The sequence below is a fragment of the Labrenzia sp. PHM005 genome (assembly GCF_006517275.1).
Taxonomy (GTDB): domain Bacteria; phylum Pseudomonadota; class Alphaproteobacteria; order Rhizobiales; family Stappiaceae; genus Roseibium.
Genome location: NZ_CP041191.1, coordinates 4,387,436 through 4,414,017, shown reverse-complemented (window position 1 = coordinate 4,414,017; position 26,582 = coordinate 4,387,436). Strand labels below are relative to the sequence as shown.

Below are 26,582 nucleotides of genomic sequence, written 5' to 3'. Positions count from 1 at the left end.
ATCTTGGCGGTTTATGTGTCTGGGGGCATGTCTATTTTGATGGGATCTGATGTGACGCGTGCACAGGCTGTTTCATGGTTTGCAAGGGCAGTCTTCGCCCTGAGCTTTTTTGTACCTTTGCATGAAGCGGTGCAGGCCAATGAGACATTCCGTCTTAGCCTGCCTGTTGATTGCAAATTAGGCCAAGACTGTTTTGTCCAAAACTACGTCGACCTCGATCCCGAGCCTGGTGTTCTGGATGCAATCTGCGGCTCGGCAGCATACGATGGCCATAAGGGAACAGACTTCCGGGTGTTGAATACCAAAGCAACGGCGAATGTTCTGGCAGCTGCACCCGGGATTGTCCGCGGTGCCCGTAATGACATGGCCGACCGGCTTGTGCAGACAGAGATAGACCGTGCCGGGGTTAAGGGACGGGAGTGTGGCAATGGCGTGGTTCTTGTTCATGAAGACGGCTGGGAAACCCAGTACTGCCACCTTCAAAAAGGGTCCGTTGCTGTAAAAGCGGGAGACAAAATCGCCCGCGGCCAGAAGCTCGGCCGGATCGGTTATTCCGGTTTGGCGGCCTTTGCCCATGTGCATTTATCGGTCCGCAAAGACGGTGCGGTCGTAGACCCCTTTTGGGGCCGCAGTCCTTCGAAGGATATTTTGAAGGCCTGTACAGTATCTGAACCGTCTCAAGAAACGTCCCTATGGCAAAACGGGGTTGGTGATCTGCTTAAAGATGCATCCGGCAGCTTGATCGAGCTCGGGTTTGCGGATGGCCCGATGTCGACAGTGGATCTTGAAAACGGCAGCATCTCAAGTCCGTTGGCAGATTCCGGCGCTCTGGTATTCTTTGCAAGGGCGATCAATTTGCGCAAGGGAGACCGGTTGGTATTGAAGGTGCAGGGGCCGGAGGGAGAGTTTGCAGCTTCCACCGGTAAACCGATGCCGCGATCCAAGGCGCAATGGGTCGCCTTTTCCGGACGAAAATTGCGGGAAAAGCGCTGGCCGGCCGGGACCTATCAAGGAGAGGCGGTGCTTGTCCGAAATGGCAAAGCCGTAAGCCGGGGAACAGCGCGCTTTGTCTTGGACTAGACGTGAAGACTTTGTGTTAACCCGACTTTTTCTCGTTTGCCGAGCGGATGAGTTTTTCTAAGAGACCAGAGAGCTGGTCCTGTTCGTCTGTTGTCAGACCTTCCACGGCGGTTGCCTGGGCTTTAACGTAGTCCGGCATCATGCCCTTGATCAGGTCCAGTCCCTTATCTGTGACACAGACCGTGAGCGCGCGCCGGTCTTCCGGATGCGGGCAGCGTTCCACCAGACCGGCTTTTTCCAATTTGTCGAGGCGGGCCGTCATGCCGCCGGAACTCATCATTGTGGTGCGGTAAAGCTCGGTGGGTGTCAATTTGTATGGCGGACCGGAGCGCACCAGCGTTGCCAGTACATCGAATTCGCCTATCTTCAAGCCGATTTTGGCATAGGCCGGGGTCAAAAAATCATTGCTCATAACCTGAGAGGCTTCGTTGAGCCGGCCCAAGACGACCATCGGGGTCAGCTGGTTCCGGATCTCAGGAATTTCCTTCTGCCATTGGCGCTGGGCGCGCTCAGCCCGGTCGATCAACAGATCTTCGGGATCTCCAAAAAGGTGTTGAGGATTTTTGGTTTTCTCAGAAGGGGGCTTCGTCATGGTTGGTTTCCTGGCGCGCCGGTGCTGGCCATGCCTTTGCCGCTGAAAACGGTGAACAGCGGGGACGGTCAGCTTTGAAGTGATTGGCTGGAAATTGCGTCAATCAAGTCTGTTTGTCAATCGACTTCAAGAAGCTTGCGGAAAAGTATCTTGATATAAAGATAAAAATGATTATGTTCATTCTCGACAAGCACAACTGTCTGGTTCGTGAGCAATTTGATAAAGGACTTTCCTATGTCGGAGACAGCAAAAACCACTGTTGAGGGCGCCTTATCCGCTGCACCTCATCGCGGGTCTCTTTTAACGCGGCTCTATGATCAACCGCTATTTCTTCTGCTTATCGTCGGCAGTTTTCTGGCGCTGTCGATGATCTTCGCCAAATCGGGGCCCATAGTGGGGTGGCATCCGCTCGGGTTGTTGCAATGGTCTATTATTGGCGGCGCGGGGCTTTTGTATTTCGTGACGAAACTCTTAGGCGCTGAAAGCGGCCGGGAAAGCCGGAGGGAAAGGTCCGCCAAGATCCGGCTGCTGACCTACATTTCAATCACCGGGCTTCTTTTCATCGCCCCTAATATGATCGCAGTGATGGCAGCGCCCAAAGTGGGAGCCAGTTTTGTCTCGCTGACGTTCGCCTTTCCTCTGGTCTTGACCTATGCCTTTGCCGTTTTGATCGGCCTGGAGCGGTTCAAAATGCTGCGCAGCATTGGTGTCTTGGCCGGGGTTGTTGGCGGTGTTCTGCTGGCGGGCGGCGGAGCCGGCGTGTCGGCGGAAGCCTCGTTCTGGTCGGTGGTCACGCTGGCGATCCCAGTCTTTCTGGCAGCCGGCAACATCTACCGGACCTTAAAGTGGCCGGATGGGGCGACCGCAATCGAGCTGGCCCTTGGCATGATGGTGACCGCGTTTCTGGCGCTGGCTGTCTTCAATGCGGCCATGGGAATCCCGGTCATCCCGGTCGATTGGACATCGGCAGCAGCAAGTCTGCTGATTGCAAACATCGGAGCTTTCGCGGTGCAGTACGGGCTCTACTTCCGCCTTCAGCAGGTCGCCGGACCGGTGTACCTGAGCCAAATCGGGTCTGTCGCAGCGGTCGCAGGCCTCGGTCTTGGCTACCTGGTTTTCAGTGAAATCCCGAATGCAGCCAAAATCGGCGCCATCGCCGCCGTTGCTCTCGGCATCGTCTTTGTCGCTCTGGGCAAGGATAGAGGTTAGTACCTGTTAGCCGGACAGAATATTGAAATTGCCGTCCCGGCCTAGCGCCGGGACCAGTCATTATCCATCACCATTCGGTCCCGGATTTCCGCTCCGCTGCATCCGGGACGGCGGAAAAGTCAGAAGACAAGAAAACTCAGATCAATCGTTCCACAGCCAGGCGGCGCCGCGCACACCGGAGCTGTCGCCGTGTTTGGCTTTGCGGATAGGTGTTTCGAACGTGTCGGAAAACACAAACGGCAGCATGGCATCCGGAAGGTCGTCGTAGAGTTCGGCGATGTTGGACATGCCGCCGCCGAGGACAAAGACGTCCGGGTCCAAAAGATTGGCCGACATCGCGAGCGCACGGGCCAGACGGCTGACATAATCCCGGTAGACCTTTGTGGCGACAGGATCGCCTGAGCGCTTGAGCTCGATGATCTCGTGACCTTTGAGCGGGTTGCCGGTTTTTTCCTTGTAGTCCAGCTGAAAACCGGTGCCGGAGCACCACAGATCTATCACACCGTTGTGGCCGATCCAGCTTTTGGGGCCCGGAAATTCTTCAGCCGTCATCCAGGGCAGGGCGATGCCGCCCCATTCGCCGCCGATGCCGTTGGCGCCAAGATGGGCGTGGCCATCGATGGCGATGCCGGATCCGGACCCAGTGCCGATGATCACAGCGTGAACAATATGTGCGCCTGCACCCGCGCCGTCGGTGGCTTCAGAAACGGCCAGGCAATTGGCATCATTCTGGATCCGGACTGGCCGGTTCAGCAGCGTTTCCAGGTCCTTGTCGAGCGGTTTGCCATTCATCCAAGTGGAATTGGCGTTTTTCACCAGCCCGGTTTTGGGCGACAGAGACCCTGGAATGCCGAGACCGAGAGACCCGGTCTGGCCGGTTGCTTTTTCCGCAGCTTCAACGAGACTTTTGACGGCCTGAAGACAGCCGTTGTAATCATCTTTTGGCGTGGCTGTGCGTTGGCGGAAGAGTTCCTCGCCTTCATCACCAAGAGCGATGATTTCGATTTTGGTTCCGCCCCAATCAATACCCAGACGCATGTTCAGCCCACCTTCTTCGGCAGTTCAAAAGCAGCGTCTTGGCCGCCTTCCAATTCGCCGGGTTGTTTGCCGTAACTTTTGAATTTTTGCAGGATGTCCGCCATTTCGGCTTCATTGAGAAGGACAGGTTCGCCGAGCGCAAGGGATGAAAGATACTGATCTGCCAAGTCTTCGACCCCTTCAGCGACCGAGAGTGCCTTCTTGAGTGTCGGGCCACCGGCAATTTGTCCGTGGTTGCCGAGAAGGCAGGCGTTCCGGTCGCCTAAGGCTTCGATCATGGCTTCAGAGAGGGCGCGGGTGCCGAAGCTCTCATAGCGGGCGCAGTCGATGCGGTCACCGCCAGCCAGCGCCACCATATAGTGGAAGGCCGGAATACCCTTACGATGGCAGGAGAGCGCCGTTGCCCGCGGGCTATGGCAATGAACGACGGCACCGCAGGACGGTTTCGCCAGATAAAAATCAAGGTGCATGCGCCATTCCGACGACGGCAGGATGTCTCCGCGGTAACAGCCGTTGAGGTCGACCGCGACGATCTTGGCTTCCGTGAGTTCCTCATAAGGCGTTCCGGACGGTGTGATCAGAAAGCCGTCCTTTGTTCGAGCGCTGACATTGCCCGAGGTGCCCTTGGTCAGGCCGCGTTTTGGCAAGGCACGGGCCGTCTCAATAATCTCCCAGCGCAGAGCGAGAGTATCTTTTGGGAATATGGGACGTGGCTGTGCGGGCATGACAACTCCTTGAAACATCGTTGTCTTGTATAAAGGGCAAGACAGACCTTCAAGGGCAATGGTGGCCGAAAGCCGTTTCCGCACCGGTTTCGGCAGAAAGGCCGCTCCAAATTTGTGAAGCGGCCTTTTGTTCGCTGTAGTGATCGGATCAAGGACCGGGCCGGTCGGGCAGGGGAATGAATTCCTCCTCGTCGCCCGGAACAATGTCGAACCGGCCCTGGCGCCAGTCTTCCTTGGCCTGTTCGATCCGTTCCTTGGACGAAGAGACGAAGTTCCACCAGATATAACGTTGTCCATCCATTGGTTCGCCGCCCAAAACAACAAAGCGAGCCGGATAGGGCGAGGTGTTTTCAACCACCAGGGAATCGCCAGGCTTGAAGACCAGAAGCTGTGCCGGATCGAAAGTCTGGCCAGCGATAGAGATTTGCCCGGCGATTGTATAAATGCCGCGCTCTTCCCAGCCAGCGTCGAGCGGTACCTTTGCGCCGGGCTCCAAATGAATATCGGCGTAAAACATCTCCGTTGCCGTTTTCACCGGCGCATTGTGGCCATAAAGCGATCCGGCAATTAGCTTCACCGAGACCCCTTGATCTGCGAACTCCGGCTGTTCCTCCGTGCCAAAGTGCTGGAAGGTCGGGTCGCTTTCCTCCAGATTTTTCGGCAAGGCCACCCAGCTTTGCAGGCCGAACAGCGGGCGTGTCTGGGTCATGCGCTCGGGACGTTCGCGCTCGGAGTGCACGATGCCTTTACCCGCATTCATCCAATTGAGAGCGCCTGGTGAGATTGCGATTTCCGTTCCCAAACTGTCGCGGTGATACATCTCGCCTTCAAAAAGATAGGTGACGGTCGCAAGACCGATATGCGGGTGCGGTCGGACATCGACACCGCCGCCAACCAGCAGCTCTGCAGGACCCATCTGATCGAAGAAGATAAACGGGCCGACCATCCGCCGCCTGGCAGACGGCAAGGCACGGCGCACGGAAAACCCGCCGAGATCGGACGTGCGCGGGACAATGATCGTGTCAATCGGATCGCAGCTTGCCGCATCTCCGGGCGTGGGGTCGGGAACATTCAACCAGCTCATAGACCTCTCCTTAAACCTCTCATCCAAAACCAATTATGCATTGCAGCTAGAGATTGGGAAGCCGCTTGTGTTTGTCTATTGAACAGTCCGTTTCCAAGTCACCGGTGCCACGGACCTGCAATTTGAGTTTTGAGCTTTAAGAGCGTCTCTTGACAGTCCGGTCCCGGAAGAGGCATGTCAGGGCTTCACCCGGGGTGCCTCCGCGAAAGGGGGCTGAGATGCTGCTGGGCACGGATAATCCGTGCAGCGCAGGGACCCGATGAACCTGATCCAGGTCATGCTGGCGAAGGGAGGGTGGGACGGTCTGTGTCGTGCAGGCTGCGTCAGTGACTTTGCTGTAACCGGCTGGATCGCTGGACACCTTCTCCCCCATTCTCAGCAGGAAAACCTGGCAGGCGGTAGAGCCGCTTGAAAGAGGATATTCCAATGCGGTCTTCAGTATCGCCTGTAAAGACAGCAGAGCATCAGACCGGCGCCAAAACGGGTGCAGGCACTAAAACTGTCGTGATCAAAGGGGCAGGTGTCGCAGGACTTGCACTCACTTATGAGTTGGCAACGCGGGGTGTGGCTGTCACCGTTGTGGATCCGTCAGGACCCGGCCCAAAAAGCGCCTCGTGGTATGCGGGCGGCATGCTGGCGCCCTGGTGTGAGCGGGAGAATGCTGCAGAAGACGTTCTTCTGTTGGGCAAAGAGGCGGTGAGTTGGTGGGAGACTGTACTGCCGGGCCATGTGCACCCAAATGGCACACTGGTTGTTGCTCCTCCGCGTGACAGGCAGGAGCTCTCCCGCTTTGCCAGCCGCACCAGTTGCTATGACTGGATTGACGGCGCTGACGTTGGCGAGTTGGAGCCAGATCTGGCCGGGCGGTTTTCAAAGGCACTGTTTTTTAAGGATGAAGCCCATCTCGATCCGCGCAAGGCCCTGACAGCGCTCAAGGGCAAACTGGAAAAACTAGGCGTTCGGTTTTGCCAGGCGCCGGCGGAGGTGCAGGCTGGGGCGGAAATTGAAGTTGATTGCACGGGCATGAAAGCTTTGGAGACGGGATTGCGCGGTGTGCGCGGCGAAATGGCGATTTTGCATGCCCCCGATGTCACCCTGTCACGTCCGGTCCGCCTGCTGCATCCAAGGATCCCCGTTTACATCGTGCCGCGGGACAACCATCATTTTATGGTCGGGGCGACGATGATCGAAAGCGATCAGGGCGGGCCAGTTACAGTCCGCTCGCTTATGGAGCTCTTGAACGCCGCCTATGCCGTTCACCCGGCCTTTGCCGAAGCCCAAATTGTCGAAACCGGGACGGGCGTCCGCCCGGCCTATGCCGACAATTTCCCGCAAGTCCGGCAGGACGGAAACCGGCTTTCGCTCAATGGCTTTTACCGGCATGGCTTTTTGCTGGCGCCTTCAATGGCTCAAAGGGCTGCAAACCAAATTCTCTCAACATGCAATGAGGCGAAGACATGAACCTCACCGTCAACGGCGAAGACCAGACGGTCTCCGCCAAAACGCTGGATGCACTGCTCGCCGAGCTTGGCTTTGAGCCGGAGTTTTTGGCAACAGCGCTCAACAGCGATTTTGTCCCGGCCGAAGAGCGGGCGGACTGCGTTTTAAACGAGGGGGACAAGATCGAGATCCTGTCTCCGCGCCAAGGAGGCTGACCGGTGGTTTCGTTTTATGGCGAAGAAGTGCAATCCCGGATTCTTTTGGGAACTGCGCAATATCCATCTCCTCAATGTCTTGCCGACGCGGTCAAAGCGTCCGGCACGGAGATCGTGACGGTTTCTCTGCGGCGGGAAATGGCATCAGGTGCTGGAAGGGGCGGGTTCTGGGATCTGATCCGGGAATTGAACGTCAAAGTACTGCCGAATACGGCCGGATGCCATACGGTCAAGGAAGCCGTCACCACGGCAAAAATGGCCCGGGAAGTGTTCGGCACCGATTGGGTCAAGCTGGAAGTGATCGGTCATCACGACAGCCTGCAGCCGGATGTCTTTGGGCTCGTGGAAGCTGCAAAGATCCTCTGCGAAGATGGTTTCAAGGTCTTTCCCTACACAACAGCGGATCTGATGGTCGGAGAAAAGTTGCTGGACGCCGGCTGTGAAGTTCTGATGCCCTGGTGCGCACCGATTGGCTCTGCGCGCGGCCCTGTCGATCCGGAAGCTCTGAAAGCGTATAGGGCGCATTTCCCGGATGTTCCGCTGGTGGTTGATGCTGGTTTGGGGCGCCCGTCGCATGCGATGGAGGTCATGGAATACGGCTTTGACGCGGTGCTTTTAAACACAGCCGTTGCCAAGGCCGGTGATCCGGTGGCCATGGCAAAAGCCTTTGGTGAGGCTGTTTCTGCCGGGCGAACAGCTTATAAGGCCCAACCTTTAGCGCCGCGCGATATGGCGGTTCCCTCCACTCCAGTCATAGGCATGGCGGTTTTTGAATGAAGCTCGACCCTTTTTACCTCATCGTTGACAGTTCAGATTGGATCGAAAGGCTGGTGCCGGTTGGCGTGAAACTGGTGCAGCTGCGCATCAAGGATCAGTCGGAGACGGACATTGTCCGGCAGATCCAAGCCTCCAAGGCCGTGTGTGAAAAACACGGCTGCCAATTGATCGTGAACGATTATTGGCAGCTCGCCATTTCCGAAGGCTGTGACTATGTGCACCTCGGGCAAGAAGATCTGGCGGACGCCGACGTGAATGAAATCCGCAAGGCGGGGCTGAAACTGGGTGTGTCAACCCACGACGGCGATGAACTGGACACAGCGCTTTCGGTGAACCCTGATTATGTCGCGCTGGGCCCGGTCTATCCGACCATTTTGAAGAAGATGAAATGGCGGCCGCAGGGGCTGGAGAAGATCACACGCTGGAAGAAACAGGTCGGCGACCTGCCGCTGGTTGCCATTGGCGGGCTGAATGTGGAGCGCGTTCCAGGCGTCTTTGAGCATGGCGCTGACATGGCCGCGGTTGTCACCGACATCACCTTGAGTGCTGACCCGGAAGGCCGGACACGCGAGTGGATCGCGGCGACCGAGACGTGGCGGTAACTCAGGTCAAATTACGGAGCGGGGGTTACCAGATGTCGACCTTTTCCCCCGCTGCACGGAGTGTCTGTGCCCGTTCATCCAGATACCGCTGAAAATCGCCTCCGGCATAGGAATCGGATGCGATGAAATGCAACATCGTGTCGAAGTGGAAGGGCTTGAAATAGCCCGGCATCGTCATCACTGTCCGGTCTTTTGCGGTTCCGGTGCTGTCCAGCGCTTCCTTCGGCACGAACATCATTGTCGGGGTGAAGTTGACGGCCCATTTGCGCACCAGCGCCCGCTCTTCCATTGCTGTTCCGTCGAAATCGACGACTTCCCGTGAGCCGCGCATATCGAGCTGGACGACCAGAAACTTCTCATTCAAGTAGTCTGTAATCCGCGGAATGCGCAGGTTCACTTCGTGCAACTCCCGGCAATAGGGGCAGCCTGCCTGTTCGATGAGGATCAAAAGATCTTTTCCGTTGTCTGCCGCCTCAGCCAAGTCATCGGCCAGTTCCAGAAAACCTTCGTGAAACCAGGGCTGAATGTGCAGTCCGTTGTCGCCGAGTTCCGGCTCTGGCAATTGGTCGCTCGCGAGTGCGGGCGCTGTGGTCATGATCAAACAAAGGATGACAGCACGGCATAAACGGGCAAGCGGCATGATACTTCCTCCCTGTTAATGGCAAATCTTACCGGATTTCCTGTTCTCTTTCTGAATCATAATTTGGTGTTCCGGGCACAGGCGCTGCTCAGATCAATTTAAACCGGACCTACCCAAAAGTTGCTCTGTCTCGCGCAACCTGATCACGCAAAAAGTCCTGAACGGCAGCCACGTGCCGCAAGGGGCGGGAACTTTCGTGCGTCACCATCCAATAAGCTCGCTTCAATTTCATGTCCGGCAACACGGGAACCAGGTTCGGGTCCGCGCGCGCGATAAAATCGTGCAGGATGCCGATCCCAGCTCCCGCCCGGACGGCTTCAGTTTGACCAAGGGCCGACGCAATCTCATAGCGGGCTGACCAGCCTTTGAAAAACTCCGTTCCGTAATTTAGGGATGCAGAATAGAGCAGGTCTTCCACATAGCCGATAAGGTCGTGCGCGCTTAAATCGCTTGGAACTTTAGGCGTGCCGCGCTCTGTCAGGTAGGTCTTGGACGCATAAAGACCGAGCGCGTAATCGACCAGTTTGCCCGCGATCAACCGCCCGGTTTCGGGCCGGTCGATGGTGACTGCAATGTCTGCTTCGCGCCGGGAGAGGGAAAACGAGCGGGAGACGGGCACAAGCTGAGCCGTCAAACCTGGGTGCTGGTGTGTCAAAAGCCCAAGGCGGGGGGCGAGATAAGCAACGCCAAACCCGTCTGGGGCACCAATGCGCACGGTTCCAGTGATTTCCGGGGTGTCGCCACCAAGATCTGCTTCGGCAGCGAGCGCTTCAGCTTCGATTGCTTCCGCGCGTTCGAAGAACCGGCTGCCGGCATCGGTCAAAACGCAGCCGGAAGTGGAGCGGTCGAACAGCCGTTTGCCCAGGCTGTCCTCAAGCGCTGTCAACCGCCGGGCAACAGTTGCATGGTTCAATCCCAGCCTCTTGCCGGCAGCGAGGATCTGTCCCGTGCGAGCAATGGCTAGAAAGATGCGGATGTCGTCCCAATTCAAATTCCGCCACCTCATGTTTGTTGTCATCCCTGCGCATGCAGGGATCCAGTAATCAAATGAGTCTGCAGAACGTAGACTGGGGCTGCGGCATACTGGATCCCGGATCTTCGCTTTGCTGCGTCCGGGATGACAAATGATAATGTGTTGTCGGATTGGGTAACATAACTATAAAAAACGCACAACGGATACGGGTTATCTCGTCTTGTATGTTGCAAAAATAAAAGCGACAACAGGTTCATGATCAACGCGGGGCGTTCAGCTGCGCGGCAAGTCGATCGGACTTCATGGGAGAAACGCAAATGGAAAAGATCGGTCATTTTATTGGCGGCAAGCGTGTCGAAGGCACCTCCGGCCGTTACGCAGACGTCTTCAACCCGGCCACCGGTGAAGTGCAGGCGCAAGTCGCACTGGCAACAACTGCGGAGATGGAAGCTGCCGTTGCAAACGCTGCTGCCGCACAGCCGGCCTGGGCTGCGCAGAACCCGCAAAAGCGCGCCCGCGTGATGATGAAGTTCGTCGACCTCATCAACCGCGACATGGACAAGCTGGCGGAAAAGCTGTCGTCCGAACACGGCAAGACCTTTGTTGACGCCAAGGGCGACGTGCAGCGCGGTCTGGAAGTGATCGAATTTTGCACTGGTGCGCCGCATCTCCTCAAAGGTGAATTCACCGACAGTGCCGGCCCGGGCATCGACATGTACTCCATGCGCCAGCCGCTTGGTGTTGTTGCCGGTATCACGCCGTTCAACTTCCCGGCCATGATCCCGCTTTGGAAAATGGGTCCGGCGCTTGTTGCCGGTAACGCCATGATCATGAAACCGTCCGAGCGTGATCCGTCCGTTCCGCTCATGCTGGCTGAACTCTTGAAAGAAGCTGGTCTGCCGGACGGCGTCCTGAACGTTGTCAACGGCGACAAGGAATCCGTCGACGCGATCCTCGACAACCCCACCATCCAGGCCGTTGGTTTTGTCGGCTCCACGCCGATCGCGCATTACATCTACCACCGGGCTGCTGAGAACGGGAAGCGGGCGCAGTGCTTCGGCGGCGCGAAGAACCACATGATCATCATGCCGGATGCCGACCTGGATCAGGCAGCAGACGCGCTGGTTGGCGCTGGTTTCGGCGCAGCTGGTGAGCGCTGCATGGCGATCTCCGTTGCCGTTCCGGTTGGCGAAGAAACTGCCGATCGCCTGGTCGAAAAACTGGTTCCGCGTGTTGAAGCGCTCAAAGTTGGTCCTTGGACTGCCGGCGACGATGTCGACTTCGGCCCAGTCGTGACCAAGGCGGCTCAAGAAAACATCCTGCGCCTGATCAACACGGGTGTCGATCAGGGCGCGAAGCTGGTTGTCGACAACCGGGACTTCAAACTGCAGGGTTATGAGAACGGTTTCTTCGTTGGCCCGCACCTGTTTGACCATGTCACCAAGGATATGGACATCTACAAGACCGAGATTTTCGGTCCGGTTCTTTCAACCGTACGCGCCAAGACCTACGAGGAAGCCATTGGCCTTGCCATGGACCACGAGTACGGCAACGGCACCGCGATCTTCACCCGCGACGGTGATACCGCACGTGACTTTGCCAACCGGATCAACATCGGCATGGTTGGCATCAACGTGCCGATCCCTGTGCCGCTGGCCTATCACACCTTCGGCGGCTGGAAAAAATCCGGCTTCGGCGATCTGAACCAGCACGGCCCGGATGCGTTCAAGTTCTACACACGGACAAAAACGGTCACGTCGCGCTGGCCGTCGGGCATCCGGCAGGGCGCGGAGTTCTCCATTCCGACGATGAAGTAATCCTTCATCTGGAAAGTACTTTAAACGGGCGGGCCGATTGGTCCGCCCGTTTCGTTTGTGTTTGAGAAATATTTTGCCCTTCAACACAGCCAACAAAATTTGTTTTGGGCGCGGACCGGGAATTGACGAAGGTCATTTTCTTTTGTCCGTATCGATTGGATAAACACTCTAACGGTTTTCCCGTTTTCGTATCGGAGCCAGTTTGACGGTCTTTCTTGGGTAGAACTCACCGGAAACACCTTTGAAAAAACGGTTGCAAACAACGGTGGTTGATGGAAAACGAAAAAAACCGGGTGTAAGACTGAAGTGGACGGATATTGAGGCTAGGACGGAACACAAAACGCCTCAATAATTTCGCGGTGGGAGCGCGGCAATTAGCTTTTGATGAAACGACGTAATACCAAAAGGACCGCGGCGTCCGGCGCTGAATATAGACCGGAAGAGGGGGCGCAGGCGCCGATTGGAGTTCCAGGGCCAGACGAGGCATCTCAATTGCGCCGGGCCGGACGGCTCCTGGCAATTGCGGATCTTTTTTGGATTCCACAAGCCGCGCTGATCGCATATGCCGCTGCATCGATGCTTGAGCCATTTTTGCTCAGCAGCAAACCGCTTGATTCAACAGGTGCTTTGATGCCTGTTTTTGCAGCTGCGGTTGGCGTGGTGATGCTCGCCCTTTTGCGCGTTGGTCTTCAGTCTTTTGCTATGAATATGGCGCGCCGCGCCGCGCGCACCGTTCAAAGCGTTGCCCGGACCAGCCTTTTGGCCGCTGCTGCAAAAGTCTCACCATCGGCGCCGTTCACGTCTTCTGGCGCCTTTGCCGCGCATTTGACCGAACAAGTCGATCTGCTCGGGCCTTATTACCGGAACTACCTGCCGCAGATGATGCGGGTGAAAATCGTGCCATTGGTGATCGTCCTGGCGGTACTGCCAATCAGCTGGATTGCCTCAATCATTCTATTGATCTGCGGCCCGTTGATCCCGTTGTTCATGGCGCTGATTGGGATCCGGGCGAAAAAGGCGAGCGCGGATCAACAGGACGAATTGACCCGGCTCAGCGGTACGTTGCTGGATCGGATCCGCGGCTTGGAAACCCTGACGTTGTTTGGTGCTTTGGACCGCACGCAAGAAAACGTGCGCAAAGCGGGTGACAGCTTTCGCCGGGGCACGATGAATGTACTGAAAATCGCCTTTCTGTCTTCGACGGTTTTGGAATTGTTTTCAGCGCTCGGAATTGCCTTTGCCGCTGTCTATATCGGCTTTTCGCTGCTCGGCGATATCTCCTTCGGAACGTGGGGCGTACCACTAACGTATTGGGGCGGCTTGTTTGTGTTGCTGCTGGCGCCTGAGTTTTTTGCACCCTTACGCGGATTTGCTGCGGCCTATCACGACAGAGCGGCAGGTCTGGCTGCACAGGAAAAGTTGACGGCCCTGACACGAGACTTGCCACAGCCGGAGAGGCAGGCGTCAGGGGATGCTTCTGCCACACAAGATGGTGACCACTCGTCACCGCCAGCGATCCATTTTGACAGTGTATCGATTTCCCATGGCGAGCGGCCGATTTATGAAGACTTTGATCTTCAGATTGCGCCCGGCCAAACGGTGCTTTTGTTTGGTCCAAGCGGCAGCGGAAAAACCACGTTGATCGATGGCATCCTCGGATTTCATGCACCAAACAGTGGGGCGGTTCGGATTAACGGTCAGAAACTTGATCCAGATTTTGCCCACCAGCTTCGCCAAAACACCATGTGGCTCGGTCAGGCACCGAAGCTGTTTCACGGCTCTTTGAAAGCCAATTTGCTGCGGGGCGCCAACCCGGAGAATAAGGTCAGCGACGACGACCTTTGGGCTGCATTGCACTTGGCCGGGGCCGAAACACTTGTCCGCGGATTGCCGCGTGGTTTGGCAACACCGCTTGGCGAAGATGGCTTCGGTCTGTCGGTGGGGGAAATCCGCCGGATCGCGCTGGCCCGCGCAGCAGTGCGCAAGAGTGCTGCTCTGTTACTGGCAGATGAGCCAACCGCCGGCCTTGATGATGAAACTGCCGCGGATGTTATTTCCGGTTTGAAGAAACTCTGCGAAGGCCGGACAGCTGTGATCGCCACTCACAATCCGGCGGTTTTGGCTTTGCCTGGACAAAAGATCGATTTGGCCCGCTATGCCGGGGCCAAGGTGATGGAGGTAGTCATATGACCGCCATCTGGACCTTTATTTGCCGCCAATATCGGCACAACAGGCTATCCTTCTGCCTTGGCATCATGGCCGCACTTATTCCGGCAATATCTGGTCTGCTTCTCCTCGGTGTGGCTGGCTGGTTTATCACCGTCGCCGGAATTGCCGGGGCGACCGGCATCTTTTTGAATATCTTTGTGCCGAGCGCCATGATCCGGGCGTTGGCGATTTCCCGCACAGCCGGCCGATACGCCGAGCGCTTGCTGACCCATGATGCGACCTTCCGCTTCTTAAGTGATCTGAGGAACAAACTGTTCTCTGCGATGGTTGACCGGTCCGCAAGGGGACAACGCTCCGGGCTTTTGTTGAACCGGTTGACCGTCGATATTGCGGCCCTGGATGGGATCTATCTGCGGCTGGTCGTCCCCTTCGCGGTGATTGCTGTTGTGTCGGTGGGGTTGATTGCCGTGTGGCTTTCGATGCCGATGATCGTTGCAATCAGCGGAACGATGTTCTTGGCAATCTGGGCCGGGCTTGCAGTTTTTGCGGCGCGAACTGCGGATGTAACAGCGGCCCGGCGCGCAGATGCTGCCAGTGAAGCCATGCGGCTGCGCGCAACAGACATGGTTTCCGGCCGCAGGGATCTTTCAGTATTTGGTGGATTGGCGCCCGTGGCAGAGACCATAGTGACCGCAGACACACGGCAAGGCGCTGCTGAAGACATTGAAGAGCGCCGGTCTGTTCGCCTGACGTGTCTTTCCACTGCGGTCGGACAAGTCTTCGTAGCCGTTATGTTGATCGCGGTTGCTGCTGCCGTTTCTAGCGCCGACCTTTCTCCGGGCCTTGCCATCGGTCTAGTGCTTGCTGCCATCGCTGTGCCCGAAGTCTTTGGATCCATTCTTCCCGGCCTGATTAAACTGCCGCGCATGGAGTTGGCTGCAAACCGGACCAACAACCTTCTTGAGAAGGACACAGTGGCGACGCCACGAAAGACACCGGTTGAAGAGCGTTTTGCACCTGAAATCGACCAGTCCCAAGCGATTTTGAAATTCGATTCCGTTTCATTCCGCTATCCCGGAGCAGAACGGGACGTTTTGGACAATCTGTCGTTCGAAATAGGTGAAAAAGAAACATTGGCGATTGCCGGACGAAGCGGGTGTGGCAAAAGCACGGTGGCAGCGCTGGGGGCACGGCTTCGCAGCGCCGGGCAGGGGCGTATCCTGCTGAATGGCCGCGATCTTTCGGGTATCCCAGAAACAGAGTTGCGCTCAAAAGTGACTGTTCTCAGCCAGCGGCCGCATCTCTTCAATGATACGGTCGCAGCGAATCTGCGTATCGCCAATCCGGCTGCAACGGATACGGAACTTTGGATCGCATTGGCGCAAGCCGCCGTTGCGCAGAGAATTTCAGAAAGCCCGGACGGCCTGGAAACGGTGCTTGGTGAGGGCGGTCTCGGCCTGTCGGGCGGTGAGCAAAGGCGCCTTGCTTTGGCGCGCGCTTTCCTGACCAGTCCTGATTTGTTCATCCTTGATGAGATGACCGAAGGATTGGACGCGGACACAACAATTGACGTTCTGGAACGGTTTTTTTCCTTCCGCGGACGGGCGGCCGTCCTGATGATTGCCCACAAGCGCATCGAGCTCGAATCGGCTGGCAGTGTATTGTTCCTCAACCAGCGCAAACTGGATCTGGCGGCCGAATAAGTCGGCTATTATTTCCCTTTTGGGATAAAATTCGCCTGCATTTTTGTAACCTTATGCAATCCTGCGTCGAAACTGCCGCATTGACCTCTTCTCGAGCGTAAGCCACGATCCCCGTTATGTGCTCAGGCCGTCCCGGCTTGAAAAGGGGGAAATGATGGAACTCAGTGTCGTCGACCTGTCGCGGCTGCAATTTGCCATGACAGCTCTCTATCACTTCTTGTTTGTGCCATTGACCATTGGACTGTCTGTCCTCCTGGCCACGATGGAAACGGTCTATGTCATGACCGGCCGCGAGATCTGGAAGCGGATGGTCAAATTCTGGGGCACGCTCTTTGGCATCAATTTTGTGCTCGGAGTTGCGACCGGGCTTACCATGGAATTCCAGTTCGGCATGAACTGGGCTTATTTCAGCCAATATGTCGGCGATGTCTTTGGCGCGCCACTCGCCATCGAAGGGCTGATGGCCTTCTTCATGGAGGCGACCTTTGTCGGTCTATTCTTCTTTGGCTGGGACAAGTTGTCGAAACGCCAGCATTTGGCAGCCACCTGGGCGGTGGCGCTCGGCACCAATTTCTCCGCACTCTGGATCCTGATCGCCAACGGCTGGATGCAACACCCGGTCGGCGCGATGTTCAATCCCGACACGATGCGGATGGAAGTGACGAGCTTTTTCGATGTGTTGTTCAACCCGGTGGCGCAAGCCAAGTTTGTGCATACGGTTTCGGCCGGATATGTCACCGCAGCAATGTTCGTGATTGGGATCTCATCCTGGTACCTGCTTCAGGGCCGGCATATGCAGATCGCCAAGCGGTCCGTCGCGATTGCTTCGGCCTTTGGGTTTGCTTCCGCCTTGTCGGTGGTCGTACTGGGTGATGAAAGCGGCTACGAAGCCAATTTGAACCAGAAGATGAAACTCGCCACCATTGAAGCGATGTGGGAAACCGAACCGGCTCCTGCCGCGTTCAACGTGGTTGCCTGGCCGGATATGGAAAAACGCGAAAACGCTTTTGCCATCGAAGTGCCTTATGTCATGGGCCTGATCGCAACACGGTCTCTGAACACGGTCATTCCGGGGATCAAAGAGCTGGTCGATCGGTCCAAGGACCGGATCCGGCAGGGGGCAGTTGCCTGGGATGCCCTACAAAAGATCCGGGCAAATCCGGCCGAGGCGGATGAGGATCTGCGGGAGACATTCCAGCAAAACGCCAACTCGCTTGGCTACGCCTATCTGCTGCTACCATTTACAGACACGCCGATGGAGGCGACGACCGAACAGGTTGAGGCTGCGGCCTGGTCAACTGTGCCGAATGTCTGGCCGATGTTCTATGCATTCCGGATCATGGTCGCCTGTGGCTTCTTCTTCATCCTGCTGACTGCGGTGTTTTTCTATTACTCCTCCTCCGGCCGGCTCAACACGTTGATAGAAAAGCGCCGCTGGATCCTGCATATCGCGGTCTGGTCAATCCCTCTGCCCTGGATTGCCTGTGAAATGGGCTGGTTCGTCGCCGAATATGGCCGGCAGCCCTGGATCATCGAAAGCATGCTGCCCACCTCGGCAGCGGTTTCCAGCCTGTCTGTGACCGAAGTGCTGCTGACGCTCGCCGGATTTATCGCGCTATACAGTGTGCTTCTGGTGATCGAAATCGCGCTCATGATCAAATACATCAAAATTGGTCCCGACGATGGAGAGGCGGCCCCGTCTCACCAAAAACCGGTGCGGCCTGCTGTGTCAGACGCAACCCCAGTACCAGCGGAGTAATCGGTCATGATCCTTCACGAATTCATCGATTATTCGACCCTGAAAATGATTTGGTGGCTGCTGCTAGGTGTTCTCCTGATAGGTTTTGCTGTCACGGACGGCTTCGACATGGGGGTCGGAACGCTGCTGCCCTTCATTGCTGGAACGGACATTGAGCGCAGGGTGGTGATCAACACCATTGGCGCCACATGGGAAGGCAATCAGGTTTGGTTTATTCTCGGGGGTGGGGCGATTTTCGCCGCTTGGCCGCCGCTTTATGCGATCAGCTTTTCCGGGTTTTACCTCGCTATGTTCATTGTGCTCGCCGCAATGATTCTAAGGCCGGTGGCTTTTAAATACCGCTCCAAGCGGCCTGATCCTGGCTGGCGCAATGCCTGGGACTGGGCGCTCTTTACCGGCTCGTTCGTCCCGGCCCTGGTTTTCGGAGTGGCGGTTGGCAACGTCTTGCTTGGTGTGCCGTTCCGGCTCGATCCGGACCTTCGCATGACCTATGAGGGGGCGTTTTTTGAGCTGTTTACACCGTTCCCGCTGCTGTGCGGTGTGTTATCCGTCACCATGCTCGTGATGCATGGCGCGGTCTGGCTGGTGATGCGGACTACGGGTGAAATTGCTGTCCGGGCCCGCCGGACCGGGACACTGGCCGCTTTGCTGGGCATTCTGCTGTTCGGGGTTGGCGGCTATCTGGTTGCAACCGGCTTCGTTGAGGGGTTCCGAATTACTTCTGATGTCGATCCAAACATGCAGGCCAACCCTCTTGCCAAACAAGCGGTGATCGAAGGGGGCGCCTGGCTCCGAAACTACGCCGCCCATCCGGTTCTTTGGCTGGCGCCAGTTTTCGGTTTTGTGGGCATGGCCGGCACTTTGATCCTGCTACAGACCCGGCTTGAAATGCCGATCTTTGTATTTTCCAAAATGGCTGTTTTCGGCATCATTGCGACTGTCGGTGTGTCGATGTTCCCCTTCATCTTGCCGTCTTCTGTTCAACCGGAAGCCAGCCTGACCGTCTGGGATGCATCGTCTACTCATCGCACACTCTTCAACATGCTGGTGGCCGTCATCATCTTCCTGCCGATGATCCTCCTCTACACGGCCTGGGTTTATAAGGTGCTGTGGGGCAAAGTGGATGAAGAGACCATCGAACGTGACAACCACACGGCCTATTGAGGCTCACTACAAAGGAGACATCCATGTGGTATTTTGCCTGGGTCCTTGGAATGCCACTGGCGTGCTGCCTGGCGATTTTGAACGCCATGTGGCTCGAGTTGCGTTCCGATGATGAACAGCGCCGGATGGAAAATGGCAGCTAAAGACCGGCTTATGTTAGGTAAATTTGCGAATTGTCTAGCAAAAACAAACAGCTTTAGTGTTGCAGTGTTGGACGTATTTACCGAATTGTAGCTGTTTATTGTTTCGGTAATACGCCTTAAGTGCACGTTTCTCTGTTGCTCAGTTGCAGCTGAGTGGGCGAAGCGCTTTGAAATTGTCAACGCCACCTGCTGGATGTGCGGAATGCTGAAGCAGTTTTACCTGGCATCGGGGCTCGCGCTTTTTCTTCTTGTCTCAGGATTCGTTTACAGCGCTCCTGCTGAACCTGTTGGTGTGGTTATCTACACCAATACCAAAAACGATGGGTCCTTTAATCAACTGGCTGCCGAGGGGTCTGAACGGGCTGCCGGAGAATTCGGTTTTTCCTTGCGCGAGTGGAGCAGCACAAGCAAAGAAGAAACGCACCAGGTTCTCTTGAACTTCGCGGCTGATGGCGTGACACATGTCTTGATCCTCGGTTTTGAAAATTCCGACGCTGTTCGCGACGTGGCGCAGAAATATCCGGAGATCAAATTCACGATCATTGATGCAGCCGTTACTGACCTTCCCAATGTGCGGTCTGTATTATTTGCAGATGATGAAAGTGGATTTCTTGCCGGCTATGTGGCCGGGCTCAAAACTGAGACCGGAACCGTTGGCACAATCGGCGGAATGGACATCCCGCCTGTACGGCGTTTTATGTGCGGGTTTGCTGCTGGTGCGAAACATGCGGATTCCAATGTGGAAGTTCTTTCAGCATTCATCGGACAAGACATTTTATCTTTTCGCGATATTCAGCAGGGAAAGGTGGTTGGCAAAGAAATGTTTGCCCAGGGCGCTGATGTTGTGTTCGCAACGGCCGGATTGGCCTCAGAAGGGGTGGCAAAGGCTGCGAAAGCAGCGGGTGCATTTGTCATCATGGTGGATGACAACCAGAACGGCTTTATTCCAGGAACAGTTCTTACCAGCGCTTTGAAACGGGTGAATGAGGCTGCCTACGACAGTTGGAAGTCTGTTGCAGATGGCACGTGGTCCGGCGGTTTGAAAGTTCTATCCGCAAAAGACAATGGAATTGGCTGGGCAGTAGACGACCACAATCGGGAGCTTGTTGCCGATATCGTGGATGATGTGGACGCTGTGACTGCCGCACTCGCCAACGGTGATATCGAAATTAACCCAGTTGATGGCGTTTCCGGTTGCGCTGAGGTTCTTTAGTTTCAGCAAAACAAAAGCCCCGGAACGGGCGTCCCGGGGCTTTAAAACGGAAAAGCAGAAACCTTAGGCGGCTTCGACCTTGGAAGCTTTCAGCTTCTCCAGGATGTTTTGCGGGGAAGAGACGCCATACGGATCGGTTTCGCAGTTGTCGGAGAAACCTTCCTCTTCAAACCACTGGTCCACGGTGCCGTCATTGACGATCGCGCCGTAACGCCAGGAGCGCATGCCGAAGCCCAGATTGTCTTTGGCAACCAGCATGCCCATCTTGCGGGTGAACTCGCCGGAGCCGTCCGGAATGACCTTGACCTTGTCGACGCCCTGAGCTTTGGCCCAAGCGTTCATGACGAAGGCGTCATTGACGGAGATGCAGTAGATCTCGTCGACACCTTCAGCCTTGAACTCATCGAACAGCTTTTCAAAGTCCGGCAGCTGGAATGTGGAGCAAGTTGGTGTGAATGCACCCGGTAAGGAGAACAGAACAACCTTCTTGCCTTTGAAGTAGTCGTCGCTGGTTTTGTCTTCCCAGCGGAACGGATTCGGGCCTTCGATGGATTCGTCGCGGACGCGGGTCCGGAAGGTGACAAAAGGAACTTTTTTGCCGAGCATTTGTTTATCTCCAATACGGATCGTGGAACAGACTTTCGGCCGGCCGGGAGGCTGACAAGCCCTGAGGTGGAGGAATAGGGATTTGGCCAGGACCGGGCCGAAAGAAAAAAACCGGCTCCGACCTAGCGCATTTGCTGCGTTGCGGCAAGACAGGATTACAAACTAGAATGCGTCAATTTTGCAATTGGTGAAAATTGCCATAGACGATTTTGAGTGCAATTGATTCATCTAGCCAAGAGGCGTTGGCATCCAATCAGTTGACTAGTTTTTTCCAATAATTTGAATGTTGAATGCAGTGCCGTCTTCTTTGCCTTTGAATTTGGCAAAATAGGCAAGGCCGGAGTTCGCAGTGGCGAACCAGATGTCCATAGGATTGCCGTCCCCAGCCTGTAACCGATAATGACGGACTGGGATTTGGAGGTCGCCGGAAGATAGGTGTTTTGCGCCCAAATACTCCGTTTTGGCCTCAAATACCGACATGTTTTCCGTGTCGAGTATACGAAACGATGATGGAAACTGGCGGTTGTTCCGTTGCCAAAAGAGAGGGAGGCTGATCAGGGTTGTATCGAAGTGGTCAGGTTTCAATCGCTGGTGCTTTGGATTGTTCTTTTCATCAGACAAAAGAATTTCAGCGACTGCCATCGTTTCTCCCGCGTACGGTACCACGGAGGCAACGACTTCCTTGGCGAGGCCGATCAGCTCTTCGTTTTCGATTTCCTGTTGGTTTTTCATTTGTGCCGCAAAGGCAAGATACTCTCCGTCTGAATGTTCAATTTTGGTCCAATAGGTTTTCTTGCCGTCGGATAGCTTGTTGGAAGCTTCCAGAAGAAGGCCTGTCTTCGTCACGGTTTCTTGCAGATTGCTGCGGATATCGATTTTGCTCAGGAAAAATTTGGTCTGAATGCGTGTTGTCAGTTTGTATCGATAGCCGCCGTCGGCGTTGGCTCGCTGGTCAAGGTCGAGCGTTCCGACCGGCTTTCCATCCAACTGGACTTCATATCTTAACTGAGCTTCTGACGCCGCTATTGATGCGCTGGAAAACAGGAACGCAACAGCAGCCAGCGCTTTGCAAACTGGAAGGTGAGGGAATGCCATAATGAATTTTGCCTTTGACAATTGAATAGTTGGGCTGTGTTCGAAGAAGAGCTGGATTTTGGCCAACGGGTGATCCCTGAACGTGGGCAAATCTCCCGCGCGACAAATTGAGCTCCTTCGCATAACACACGATGGATATATCGGCGAACGAACGTTCGTTTGCAATATGTGATGTTGATTTTTTGTCTGGTTGAATTTCTGCGCTCAAAATGGCGGGATAAATCAGCAGTATATGTACATCTATCAATGAGCTGACTAAGGTGCAGGCGGCGTGTCGGAGCACACCCGTTCGGTTTAATCGGATAATCGATTTCGGAATTAAGAATGCGGAAAGTTTTGTCTGCGGTGCGTTGGTTATGCATCGGGCTCGCGTCGATTGTCTTCGTGTGCCAGCTGGCCATGGTGCTGATGCGTTATTTGCTCGGTGTCGGGTTCGTCGAACTTCAAGACGCCGTCAGCTACTCGTTTGCGGCGCTTGTCGCCTTGTCCGTTGCAGTGACCTTTGACGCAGATCGCCATGTGCGGGTTGATGTTTTCCGGCAAAATTGGTCTTCCCGGATCAACCAAAAAATTGACTGGGCCGGGGATCTTCTATTGACCTTGCCAGTCTTCGGACTGATGGTCTGGACCGCCTTTCCCCTTGTGAAGAGTTCTTGGGTGATCCTGGAAGGCTCGCGCGAAACTGGAGGTCTGCCGGGGCTTTTTGTTGTCAAAACCTGTCTCGTGATCCTGCCGGCGCTGATTGTTCTCATGGTTTTGACACGGCTGGTCTCTGCTGTGCGGGGACGCTCTGCATGACCCCTGACATCTTGTGGCTTTTTGTTCTGGCGCTTGCCGTTTTTGCCGGGATTTTGTCGGGTGTACCGGTGATGCTGGCCATTGCAGGGGCTCCGACGCTTGTTGCGTTGGTTGCTGCAAGTGCCGGTCAATTCGACATGGGGTATTTTCAGGCCGTCCCCCAGCGTGTCTTTGGCGTGATGAGCAATCCCTTGCTTTTGGCCGTGCCACTTTTTGTGCTCATGGGTTTGCTGCTGGAAAAATCCCAGCAAGCCGAAAAGATGCTCAAAAGCCTGACGGCGGCGCTCGGCGGAAATCAATCCGCCCTGGCATTGGCCGTGGTGCTGGTCAGTGCGTTGATTGCGGCCTCCACCGGCATCATCGGTGCGACCATTGTTATGCTGGGCACCATCACGTTTCCGGCACTTTTGAACGCCGGGATCAACAAACATATGAGCAGCGGCCTGATTTGCGCCAGCGGCACACTCGGCCAGATCATCCCGCCATCGATCGTTTTGATCCTGCTCGGTGACCAGGTCTCCAATGCCTATTTTGAAGCCCAGCAGGAGGCTGGCAATTTTGCGCCGGATCCGGTGACGGTCGGCGATCTGTTTGCCGGCGCTCTGCTTCCTGGATTTCTGCTGGTTGCATTTTATGCAGGTTATGTGCTTTTGCGCCTGCGCGGTAAGGCCTCTGAAACCGACGCCCCCCCGGCCAAATCAGAAGCTTCGATCCTGGAGCTTGTCAAAAACATTGCGCCGACGCTCGGCCTGATCGTTGCTGTGCTTGGCAGTATTCTGGTCGGCGTGGCAACACCGACGGAAGCGGCAGGTGTTGGCGTTGCCGGCGCCCTGGTGATCGCAGCAGCCGCGCAGGGGCGGAAAGCAGCCCAAATCGCATCCGCGTGCGCTGTTTTGGCAGTGCTTCTTCTGGGGCTGCGTCAAAGCGGGATCTTCGGCCTGGAGTTTGACGGCGGAAAGATTGCCTGGACGGGAGCAACGGTAATCTCGCTGACGTTGATCATCCTGCTTGGCGCATTGCTGGTGTCTGTGATTGCGGCTCTGCCGCGCCGCGAGGTTTTGGTTTCCGCGCTGAGTGAAACGGTCGTCATCACCGGGATGATCTTCGGCATTGTCATTGCAGCAAGCATTCTGTCGCTGGTGTTCCGCGGTTTTAACGGCGATGAACATGTTGCGGAACTTCTGCAGTCCCTGCCTGGCGGTGCTTACGGCATGCTGCTCCTAACCATGCTGGTGATCTTCCTGCTTGGCTTCATTCTGGAATTCGTCGAAATCATCTTCATTGTGGTGCCGATTGTCGGCCCAATCATTCTGCAAAGCGACATCAGCCCGGTCTGGTTTGCCGTCCTGATTGCACTCAACCTGCAGACATCCTTCTTGACGCCACCGTTTGGCTTTGCCTTGTTCTATTTCAGATCGGTTGCACCGGATGCCATCAAGACCCGGGACATTTATGTCTCGGTTCTGCCGTTTGTGGTCCTGCAATTGTTCGCTCTGGCTCTTGTTGCCGCCGTTCCGGCGTTGGCGACTTGGCTGCCGGACGTCTTGTTCAAATAAAATCCGAGGGAGACTATCGATGAAAAGACGCGACTTTCTAAAAACCGGTGCCGTTGCCGCACCGGCGGCAATGCTCGCTGCGCCTGCCGTTGCACAGGGCAAGATCGAGTGGAAAATGCCGACATCGTTTCCGGCCAAGGCGCCGGGCGTCGGCACCAATGCCACCACCTTTGCTGCGCGCGTCAACGCCATGTCTGATGGTCAGTTGACCCTGAAAGTCTTTTCCGGCGGCGAGTTGGTGCCGCCGTTTGGCGTCGAAGATGCGGTTGAACAGGGCACAGCCGAGATCGGCCACTCAACACCGTATTATGCTGCGTCCAAGAACTCTGCCTTGCATTTCTTCTCGGCCATTCCCTTCGGCATGACCGCCGTGGAAATGACCGCCTGGCTCCAATTTGGCGGCGGCCAGAAGCTCTGGGACGAAATCTATGCCGAACGCGGTTTGAAGCCGTTTTATTCCGGCAACTCCGGTGTTCAGGCGGCCGGCTGGTTCAAAAAACCGATCAACAGCCTTCAAGATCTTGCTGGCTTGAACATGCGGATCGCAGGTCTCGGCGGCGAAGCCATGCGCAAGCTCGGCGTCAATGCGGTTCTGCTGCCGCCTCCGGAAATTTTCCCGTCCTTCCAGTCTGGCGCCATTGATGCTGCAGAATGGGTTGGCCCGCTCCTGGACCAGGCGTTCGGCCTGCAAAAAGTGGCTAAACACTGCTATGTCCCGGCCTTCCATGAACCATCTGCCGCTCTGGAAATTGTCGTCAACAAAGACGCCTTTGACGGCCTTCCGGCACATCTTCAGGCCGTCATTGAAAACGCTGCAGCCGCTGCCTCTGTCGAGACAACTGCACAGTTCGACTATTTCAACGCCGTTGCGCTGAAGAGCCTTAAGGAAGATGGCGTTATGTTCGGCGCGTTCCCGGACGATGTGATTGCAGCGCTAAAACCAGCTGTTGCTGAAGTCATGGCGGAAAATGCGGAAGCCAACCCGCGTTTTGCCGAAGTCCAGAAAAGCTACAACGCATTTTTGGATCTCGCCAAGGACTATGCGTCCCTAGTCAAGGAAACGACTTTCACCCAGCGGGTTTGATTGCTTAGCTGGTTCCTGGAAGATTGGCCTTTAGATCTGGCCGACGTATGCGTGCCTTCTCCCATTGGGAGAAGGTACCCGAAGGGCGGATGAGGGGAGAAAAACGCGGTTTGACCGCTTGTAACCCCTCTCCTGAGGGAAGAGGGGATATTTTGCAGATTGAATAGCGCAGCACCCGCTCATTCGTCCTTGATTTTGCCTTCCCGCAACACGATGAAAATGCCGCTTGCGACAATGACCGCCGCACCTGCGTAAGTCGCCATATCAGGAATTTCACGCCAGAACAGCCAGCCGAGCAGTGTGGCCCAAAGAAGCGCAGTATATTCAAAGGGCGCGATTGTTGCAGCTGGCGCCAGCCGGAACGCTTGGGTGATCATGGTAACGCCCGCAGTTCCAAAGACGGCAATTCCAAGGAACAGGCCGATATCGTCAAGGTTTGGTGTCACCCAGACAAAGGGCATGGCGATCGCAGTTAAAACCCCGCCGGTGATCACCTGATAGAGCATCAAGGTCCAGGCGCTTTCGCTCTTGTCGAGCCAGCGGGCGCTCAACATGAAAACAGCATAAAGAAAGGCCGTTACAAGCGGCAGTACGGAGGCTGTCTGAAAAGTTCCAGCGCCTGGCCGCACAACAATAACAACGCCGATGAACCCGGCCAGAACGGCCGACCAGCGCCGCCAGCCCACCTGTTCTTTTAAGAATAAAGCGGAGATGGCCGTAATGAACACCGGCGCGATGAATACCAAAGTGGTGGCTTCCGCGAGGCCGAGGTATCTCAGGCCGGTGAAAAAGCATGTCGCGGCCAATACCCAGACAATTCCGCGCAAAAAGTGAGCGACCGGTTGCCGGGACACCAGCGCCGATGGGCCAGCCAGTTTCCAGACCAAAAGAACGACGATCGGCAGGGCAATCAGGTTTCTTAAAAACAAGATTTCGAGGACCGGATACCCGCCTGTGAGCTCTTTGGCGATCGCATCGCTGATCGACAAGCTGCCGATGCCCAAACAGATCAGGAAGAGACCCGCCCGGGCATTGGACGGGGCATTTGAAGAAGACAGGGCCAAGGGAAGAAAACTCCGAAAAGAGAGCCAATTAATCAT

At 55.9% G+C, this 26,582-nt stretch carries 25 protein-coding genes and 1 riboswitch; of the genes, 16 read left to right on the top strand and 9 right to left on the bottom strand.

All coding sequences use genetic code 11. The features are described from left to right. Window positions 1–27: 27 nt before the first annotated feature. Entirely contained in the window at window positions 28–1,080 is a 1,053-nt protein-coding gene (locus FJ695_RS19955; protein WP_209010741.1) for a M23 family metallopeptidase, read from the top strand. A 16-nt stretch (window positions 1,081–1,096) separates the two neighbouring features. On the opposite strand, the gene FJ695_RS19950 is transcribed toward FJ695_RS19955, so the two are convergent. After that, a complete protein-coding gene (locus FJ695_RS19950; protein ID WP_141187072.1) occupies window positions 1,097–1,672 on the bottom strand; it encodes a MarR family winged helix-turn-helix transcriptional regulator in 576 nt (191 codons plus the stop codon). Between the two features lie 234 nt (window positions 1,673–1,906). Between FJ695_RS19950 and FJ695_RS19945 the strand changes: the two genes are divergently transcribed. Beyond that, entirely contained in the window at window positions 1,907–2,881 is a 975-nt protein-coding gene (locus FJ695_RS19945; protein ID WP_141187071.1) for a DMT family transporter, read from the top strand. 141 nt (window positions 2,882–3,022) lie between these two features. Here the strand turns inward: FJ695_RS19945 and FJ695_RS19940 are convergent, their stop codons facing one another. The 3 genes from FJ695_RS19940 to FJ695_RS19930 form a co-directional block, all read right to left on the bottom strand. Beyond that, window positions 3,023–3,919 carry an ROK family protein gene (locus FJ695_RS19940; RefSeq protein ID WP_141187070.1) on the bottom strand — a complete coding sequence of 299 codons (897 nt, stop codon included), beginning with the start codon at window positions 3,917–3,919 and terminating at the stop codon, window positions 3,023–3,025. A gap of 2 nt (window positions 3,920–3,921) precedes the next feature. Further along, window positions 3,922–4,644, bottom strand: a complete 723-nt coding sequence (locus FJ695_RS19935; RefSeq protein ID WP_141187069.1) for a class II aldolase/adducin family protein — start codon at window positions 4,642–4,644, stop codon at window positions 3,922–3,924. 148 nt (window positions 4,645–4,792) lie between these two features. Beyond that, entirely contained in the window at window positions 4,793–5,728 is a 936-nt protein-coding gene (locus tag FJ695_RS19930; protein ID WP_141187068.1) for a pirin family protein, read from the bottom strand. A gap of 180 nt (window positions 5,729–5,908) precedes the next feature. Continuing rightward, a riboswitch (TPP riboswitch) is annotated at window positions 5,909–6,038 on the top strand. A 116-nt stretch (window positions 6,039–6,154) separates the two neighbouring features. On the opposite strand from FJ695_RS19930, the gene thiO reads away from it, so the two are divergent. The 4 genes from thiO to FJ695_RS19910 are packed head-to-tail and all read left to right on the top strand — an operon-like array spanning window position 6,155 to window position 8,762. Next, window positions 6,155–7,189 (top strand): glycine oxidase ThiO, encoded by a 1,035-nt coding sequence (gene thiO / locus FJ695_RS19925; RefSeq protein WP_141187067.1) that lies wholly within the window; start codon window positions 6,155–6,157, stop codon window positions 7,187–7,189. After that, on the top strand, window positions 7,186–7,383 hold the full coding sequence (gene thiS, locus FJ695_RS19920) for a sulfur carrier protein ThiS (protein WP_141187066.1): 198 nt from the start codon (window positions 7,186–7,188) through the stop codon (window positions 7,381–7,383). The genes thiO and thiS overlap by 4 nt, the downstream gene beginning before the upstream one ends. Window positions 7,384–7,386: 3 nt before the next feature. Continuing rightward, window positions 7,387–8,160: a thiazole synthase gene (locus tag FJ695_RS19915; protein WP_141187065.1), complete on the top strand. Its 774-nt coding sequence runs from the start codon at window positions 7,387–7,389 to the stop codon at window positions 8,158–8,160. Further along, a complete protein-coding gene (locus FJ695_RS19910; protein ID WP_141187064.1) occupies window positions 8,157–8,762 on the top strand; it encodes a thiamine phosphate synthase in 606 nt (201 codons plus the stop codon). Before FJ695_RS19915 ends, FJ695_RS19910 begins: the two co-directional genes overlap by 4 nt. 25 nt (window positions 8,763–8,787) lie before the next feature. On the opposite strand, the gene FJ695_RS19905 is transcribed toward FJ695_RS19910, so the two are convergent. Both FJ695_RS19905 and FJ695_RS19900 read right to left on the bottom strand, forming a co-directional pair. Then, window positions 8,788–9,402, bottom strand: a complete 615-nt coding sequence (locus FJ695_RS19905; RefSeq protein ID WP_141187063.1) for a thioredoxin family protein — start codon at window positions 9,400–9,402, stop codon at window positions 8,788–8,790. A 109-nt stretch (window positions 9,403–9,511) separates the two neighbouring features. Beyond that, window positions 9,512–10,393 (bottom strand): LysR family transcriptional regulator, encoded by an 882-nt coding sequence (locus tag FJ695_RS19900; RefSeq protein ID WP_141188835.1) that lies wholly within the window; start codon window positions 10,391–10,393, stop codon window positions 9,512–9,514. A gap of 299 nt (window positions 10,394–10,692) precedes the next feature. Between FJ695_RS19900 and FJ695_RS19895 the strand changes: the two genes are divergently transcribed. The 7 genes from FJ695_RS19895 (at window position 10,693) to FJ695_RS19865 (ending at window position 20,343) form a co-directional block, all read left to right on the top strand. Next, a complete protein-coding gene (locus tag FJ695_RS19895; protein WP_141187062.1) occupies window positions 10,693–12,192 on the top strand; it encodes a CoA-acylating methylmalonate-semialdehyde dehydrogenase in 1,500 nt (499 codons plus the stop codon). A gap of 384 nt (window positions 12,193–12,576) precedes the next feature. After that, on the top strand, window positions 12,577–14,382 hold the full coding sequence (cydD, locus tag FJ695_RS19890) for a thiol reductant ABC exporter subunit CydD (protein ID WP_141187061.1): 1,806 nt from the start codon (window positions 12,577–12,579) through the stop codon (window positions 14,380–14,382). Continuing rightward, window positions 14,379–16,064 (top strand): thiol reductant ABC exporter subunit CydC, encoded by a 1,686-nt coding sequence (gene cydC / locus FJ695_RS19885; protein WP_141187060.1) that lies wholly within the window; start codon window positions 14,379–14,381, stop codon window positions 16,062–16,064. The genes cydD and cydC overlap by 4 nt, the downstream gene beginning before the upstream one ends. Window positions 16,065–16,218: 154 nt before the next feature. Then, the gene (locus FJ695_RS19880) at window positions 16,219–17,823 is read left to right on the top strand and encodes a cytochrome ubiquinol oxidase subunit I (protein ID WP_141188834.1); all 1,605 of its coding nucleotides are present in this window, start codon (window positions 16,219–16,221) and stop codon (window positions 17,821–17,823) included. A gap of 6 nt (window positions 17,824–17,829) precedes the next feature. Continuing rightward, window positions 17,830–18,987: a cytochrome d ubiquinol oxidase subunit II gene (gene cydB, locus FJ695_RS19875; protein WP_141187059.1), complete on the top strand. Its 1,158-nt coding sequence runs from the start codon at window positions 17,830–17,832 to the stop codon at window positions 18,985–18,987. Window positions 18,988–19,010: 23 nt separating this feature from the next. Continuing rightward, the gene (gene cydX, locus FJ695_RS19870; protein ID WP_141187058.1) at window positions 19,011–19,130 is read left to right on the top strand and encodes a cytochrome bd-I oxidase subunit CydX; all 120 of its coding nucleotides are present in this window, start codon (window positions 19,011–19,013) and stop codon (window positions 19,128–19,130) included. Window positions 19,131–19,332: 202 nt separating this feature from the next. After that, window positions 19,333–20,343 carry a BMP family protein gene (locus tag FJ695_RS19865; protein ID WP_168206433.1) on the top strand — a complete coding sequence of 337 codons (1,011 nt, stop codon included), beginning with the start codon at window positions 19,333–19,335 and terminating at the stop codon, window positions 20,341–20,343. Between the two features lie 63 nt (window positions 20,344–20,406). Here FJ695_RS19865 and FJ695_RS19860 read toward each other — a convergent pair whose 3' ends face one another. Further along, on the bottom strand, window positions 20,407–20,949 hold the full coding sequence (locus FJ695_RS19860) for a peroxiredoxin (RefSeq protein ID WP_141187056.1): 543 nt from the start codon (window positions 20,947–20,949) through the stop codon (window positions 20,407–20,409). Window positions 20,950–21,210: 261 nt separating this feature from the next. Continuing rightward, complete coding sequence (locus tag FJ695_RS19855; RefSeq protein WP_141187055.1) at window positions 21,211–22,044, bottom strand: DUF6134 family protein; 834 nt, start codon at window positions 22,042–22,044, stop codon at window positions 21,211–21,213. Window positions 22,045–22,368: 324 nt separating this feature from the next. Here FJ695_RS19855 and FJ695_RS19850 point away from each other — a divergent pair, with 324 nt between their 5' ends. The 3 genes from FJ695_RS19850 to FJ695_RS19840 are packed head-to-tail and all read left to right on the top strand — an operon-like array spanning window position 22,369 to window position 25,482. Beyond that, window positions 22,369–22,842 carry a TRAP transporter small permease subunit gene (locus tag FJ695_RS19850; RefSeq protein ID WP_141187054.1) on the top strand — a complete coding sequence of 158 codons (474 nt, stop codon included), beginning with the start codon at window positions 22,369–22,371 and terminating at the stop codon, window positions 22,840–22,842. After that, on the top strand, window positions 22,839–24,398 hold the full coding sequence (locus FJ695_RS19845) for a TRAP transporter large permease subunit (RefSeq protein WP_141187053.1): 1,560 nt from the start codon (window positions 22,839–22,841) through the stop codon (window positions 24,396–24,398). The genes FJ695_RS19850 and FJ695_RS19845 overlap by 4 nt, the downstream gene beginning before the upstream one ends. 19 nt (window positions 24,399–24,417) lie before the next feature. Continuing rightward, the gene (locus FJ695_RS19840) at window positions 24,418–25,482 is read left to right on the top strand and encodes a TRAP transporter substrate-binding protein (protein WP_141187052.1); all 1,065 of its coding nucleotides are present in this window, start codon (window positions 24,418–24,420) and stop codon (window positions 25,480–25,482) included. A 179-nt stretch (window positions 25,483–25,661) separates the two neighbouring features. Here the strand turns inward: FJ695_RS19840 and FJ695_RS19835 are convergent, their stop codons facing one another. After that, window positions 25,662–26,546 carry a DMT family transporter gene (locus tag FJ695_RS19835; protein ID WP_247653688.1) on the bottom strand — a complete coding sequence of 295 codons (885 nt, stop codon included), beginning with the start codon at window positions 26,544–26,546 and terminating at the stop codon, window positions 25,662–25,664. Window positions 26,547–26,582 lie beyond the last annotated feature (36 nt).